The 3,893-nt window shown below is 71.7% G+C and carries 3 protein-coding genes and 1 tRNA gene; all 4 read right to left on the minus strand.

All coding sequences use genetic code 11. The features are described from left to right. Window positions 1–3: 3 nt before the first annotated feature. Window positions 4–80 (minus strand) — tRNA-Arg (locus V7067_RS16190). A 106-nt stretch (window positions 81–186) separates the two neighbouring features. Beyond that, complete coding sequence (locus V7067_RS16195) at window positions 187–777, minus strand: gamma-glutamylcyclotransferase (RefSeq protein ID WP_334176934.1); 591 nt, start codon at window positions 775–777, stop codon at window positions 187–189. A gap of 119 nt (window positions 778–896) precedes the next feature. Continuing rightward, window positions 897–2,846 carry a DUF1007 family protein gene (locus V7067_RS16200; RefSeq protein WP_334176932.1) on the minus strand — a complete coding sequence of 650 codons (1,950 nt, stop codon included), beginning with the start codon at window positions 2,844–2,846 and terminating at the stop codon, window positions 897–899. A gap of 133 nt (window positions 2,847–2,979) precedes the next feature. Continuing rightward, window positions 2,980–3,893, minus strand: a 914-nt coding sequence (locus V7067_RS16205) for a LysR family transcriptional regulator (RefSeq protein ID WP_334176933.1), incomplete at its 5' end; no start/stop codon positions are given.

Raw genomic sequence — 3,893 nt, forward strand, 5'->3', positions numbered from 1 at the left:
CGCTGGTGTCCCGGAAGGGATTCGAACCCCTGACCTACGGTTTAGGAAACCGTTGCTCTATCCTGCTGAGCTACCGGGACATGCGCGCGCCGCAACGGACGGGCCGTTTCGGGCGCGCGGAGTTTGGCCCAGCCGGGCCGCCGGCGCAAGCCGTCCGGCCGGGTGATCCACAGCACCGCCGGCGGCTCAGGCTGCCGCGGCGTCTGTTTCCGCCAGCCGGCCGGCGAGCCAGTGCAGCCGGCGGTCGCGGATGCCGAGGTCTTCCAGCGCCGCGACCGTAGAAAGCACATAGTCGCCGTTCGGGCCGGAAATGCCCCGCCCCTGCCGGATCAGCCGCAACTGCTCGTCGGCAGAGAGAACGCCGGCATACTGGCCGTGGGCGCGGTCGGCCACATAGACGAGGGCCTGCACCGTGGCACCGGCGCCGAGGCGCAGGCGCAGCAGGCGCTCGCGATAGACCATGGTGGCCTGTTCGCGCGCGCGCAGATAATCCACGGTCTGCGGCCGTTCCGCCGCCGGCACGCGGAACGCCCGGCCCACGCACGAGCCGCCGCGGTCGAGCCCGAGCACGAGACCGGGACATTCCGGCGTGCCGCGGTGGACGTGGGACAGAATGCACAGCGAGCGGTGGAAACCGCCAAGCCGGGCGACCGCGGCCTCGGCATAGGCGAAGCCCGGCCGCCACATCAGCGAGCCATAGCCGAACACCCACAGATCGCCGCCCGCCGCATCGCGCACCGCATCGCCGCTCGCCCCGGCGCCGCTGCCGTCGTTCATCATCACCCGTCGGTTCCCCTGCAGCCGGCCGCCCGGCCCGGCAATCATTGTTACATTCCCCGCCGGGCGGCCCGGCCAGATTCTTCCCCGGGATCAGGATCTTCCCCGGGAGCCGGGCGCTACCGCCCGAGATGCGGCAGCAGCGAGGCCGCGAACAGCGTAAAGCCGAACACCAGCACCACCGCCGCGCCCAGCGCCTCGACACCGCGATGCAGCCAGAAGGCCAGCCGGGCCTCGCGCCGGGCAAGGCGCATCGCCAGCCCCTTGGCGCCGACGGCGATCAGCGCCAGCGCCGTCACCGTCACCCCCGTGCCGAGCGCCATGGCAAGGGTTGCCGCCACGCCCGCCGCATAGAGCCCCTGCGACAGCGCAAACACCAGCACGATCAGCGCGCCGGTGCACGGGCGCAGGCCCGAGGCCAGCACCGCACCGGCCGCGCCGCGCCAGCCGGCGGCAACCGCGGCCGGCGACACGGCATGGCCGCCGCAATCGCAGTCGGCCCCGTGCAGGGCCAGCAGATCCGGGCTGAGCGCCGCCCCGTGGCTTTTCAGCCGGAGCCGGCCGCCGCCGGCCGCCGCCGGGGCAGACAGGGCCGGGTCTGTCAGGCCAGGGGTTGCAAGAGCCGGCGCGGTGAGTGCCGGCGCGGTGAGTGCCGGGCCGCTGCCGCCCCCTGCCCGGGCCGCCTCGCCGCCCGCGGCCCCGCCGAACAACGCAGACAGCGCCGCCGGGGCCGCCCCGGCCGGGGTGGCAGCCAGCAGCCCCGCCGCCGGGGCCGGGCGCACACGGCCTGCCAGCCAGACGCCGAGCGGCCGCACCACCTTGCGCCACACCAGCCACAGCCCGAGCAGCAGGATCGCCCCGTAGGAGGCGATTTCCACCCACTCCGCCGCCGTCGTCATGGTGAAGGCCGTAGCGCGGAACACCAGCGCGCCGACGGTGACGATGGCAATGGCCACCACCGCCTGCAGCAACGCCGACAGAAAGGACAGCACCATGGCCCGGCGCGCCGTCGCCCGGCCGGAAACGAGATAGGCCGAGATCACCGCCTTGCCGTGGCCGGGCCCGGCGGCATGAAACACGCCATAGGCGAACGACACCGCCATCAGCAGAAAGCCGGCCCGCGGATCGGTCTTCATGGCCCGCAGCGCCGCGGTCAGGTGGCCATAGAAGGCGCGCTGCCAGCTTGCCACCACTGCCAGAAAGCCAACCGGCGGGCCGCCGCTCTCCGTCAGCCCCACGCCGAACGGGCTGGCGCCGACCGTGCGCACCGCTCCGGCCGGCTTGTCCGGCGCCGGCGCGGCGACGGCCGATTTCTTCGGGCAGGTCACCGTCATGGTGTTGGCGAGCTGTTCCGTGCGGGCGCGCAGATCGGCCGGCAGGTCGCGTTCCTCCGGGGGAATGAGCGCCAGCGTCGTGGCCGTCATCGGATCGAGTTCCGCCGGCCGCGTTACCGAAAAGCTGCATCCCTGCGGCACCACGCCGGCCGGGGTATCGGGGCCGGCGCGGGCCGGCACCAGAGCGAACGGATCGCTCTTGGTGAGCGTGAAGGCGACGAAATAATTGGGGTCGAACACGTCCAGCTTCACCGTGCGCCCGGCCGGGTCGAGCGGCGTCTTCAGCGGCAGGGTAAAGAACAGCGTCAGCCGGCCGTCGTCGGCATTGAGCCAGTATTGCGTCGGCTCGGCGAAGCGCACACGCTCGCGGCCGGCATCCATGAAGGTGAAGTAGCGGTATTCGCTGAGCGATTCGACATTGACCTTGGCCAGCGGCGCCAGTTCCTGCTGGGAAAGCTCGCCGTCGCCGTTGGCATCGAGCCCCTGCGTGGCGAAGGCCGAGAAGCCGTCGTCGAAGCGCCACACCGCCCGCACCGCCGTGATGCGGCCTTCCGCATCGAACACCAGATCCTCGCGGGCCTCCACGAAGACATGCGGATGGGCCACGGCCGGGGTGGCGGCAAAAAGGGCCGCAAGAAGGGTGGCAAGAAGGGCGGTAAAAAGCCCGACAGGCGCGGCCGGGCCGCGCATGCGCGCGGCGGGACCGGCAGAACGCTGGGTCAGTTGGCTGAACACAGGCGCAGAAACCCTTCCGGCAAGCGACAGGACGGCGATGCGGCGACACCGCCGCACGCATCGCCGCCCCATGATCCGTCTCACGGTGGCAGAACCATGGCCGGGCACCGGCAGAGCGGCCTGCCGCCGCACCTCAGAGCGGCGTGACGGCGCCCGCCCCGCCCCCGCCCGCCACCGGGGCCGGAGAAGCAGGCACCGGACCGGAGGGACAGTGGCCGTCGGCCGCGCGCGTCTCGAACCAGCCGGCGAGAAAATCGACGAACGCCCGCACCTTGCCGGACAGGTGGCGGCGATGCGGATAGACCGCATAGATCGCCGAAGCGTTGAGCAGATACTCGTCGAGCACGGTCGCGAGCCGGCCGGCGGCGATATCCTCGCGCACCGTCACCAGCGGGATGAAGGCGAAGCCGTGGCCGGCCAGCGCCGCCAGCCGGCAGGCCTGCGGGCTGTTGACCTCGATGCGGCCCTTGACGGCCACCGAGCGACGCTCGCCGTCGATGCTGAACACCCAGTGGCCGCGGGTGCGGGCGTTGGAATCGACGATGCAGGGCCTGCCGCCGAGATCGGCCGGCACCTGCGGCCGGCCCAGCGTTTCCAGCAGATCCGGCCGCACCGCGACCACGATGGGAAACGGCGCCAGCTTGCGGGCGATCAGGCTCGAATCGGCCAGTTCGGTGATGCGCACCGCAACATCGATGCCCTCCTCGACCAGATCGACGAAACGGTCCTCAAGGTTCATCTCGATGGAGATCAGCGGTTCCTGCCGCAGAAACTCCATCACCGCCTGCCCGAGTTCCATGTCGCCCAGCGTGCGCGGGCCGGCAATGCGCAGAAGCCCGCGCGGCTCGCGGTGGGTGTCGTGGATGGCGGATTCCAGATCCTCGATGCGCTGCAGGATCTCGGCCGCCTCGCGCAGATAGACCTGCCCCGCCTCGGTCAGCGACAGCTGCCGGGTGGTGCGGTTGAGCAGGCGCACGCCGAGTTCGTCCTCAAGCTCGCGCACATATTTCGACAGCAGCGCCTTGGAACGGCCAAGCTTGCGCGCGG

This window comes from Pseudoxanthobacter sp., from assembly GCF_036822375.1.
Lineage (GTDB): Bacteria > Pseudomonadota > Alphaproteobacteria > Rhizobiales > Segnochrobactraceae > Pseudoxanthobacter.

What these genes read in the sequence shown, in the direction of transcription:
- V7067_RS16195 (WP_334176934.1), bottom strand. Translation starts at nt 777, where the DNA reads ATGAACGACGGCAGCGGCGCCGGGGCGAGCGGCGATGCGGTGCGCGAT.